The organism is Crenobacter sp. CS_VA4 (genome assembly GCF_055597485.1).
This window is the reverse complement of sequence record NZ_JBVMAE010000211.1, coordinates 1-234: the sequence shown is the minus strand read 5'-3', so window position 1 is coordinate 234 and position 234 is coordinate 1. Positions and strand designations below refer to the sequence as shown.

The following is a 234-nucleotide window of genomic DNA, read 5'->3' as shown; positions in this document are numbered from 1 at the left end:
CTGCTGGCGGCTAGGGCCATGTCGAGTGTGCTTTCCCATTTAAGCAGGCCCTCAGGCGTGAGCTGGGTGCATTGCGGCAACTCCGGTGATGCGCATTCGGTATCGGCGGTGACGGGCGCACGAGCATTGTCCGAATGCTCGGAGCTACCAACGAAGTCCAGGCCCAAATCGATACCGGCGGCAAAGTAATCAGCTGGTGTGGTGCCTATCGCGCCATCGGAATAACCGCTGTGC

General features: G+C 60.3%; 1 protein-coding gene. It reads right to left on the bottom strand.

Features of this window, described 5'->3' with window-relative positions:
• On the bottom strand, nt 1-234 hold a 234-nt coding region (locus ACZ2IA_RS23315), incomplete at both ends, for a hypothetical protein (RefSeq protein WP_470294953.1).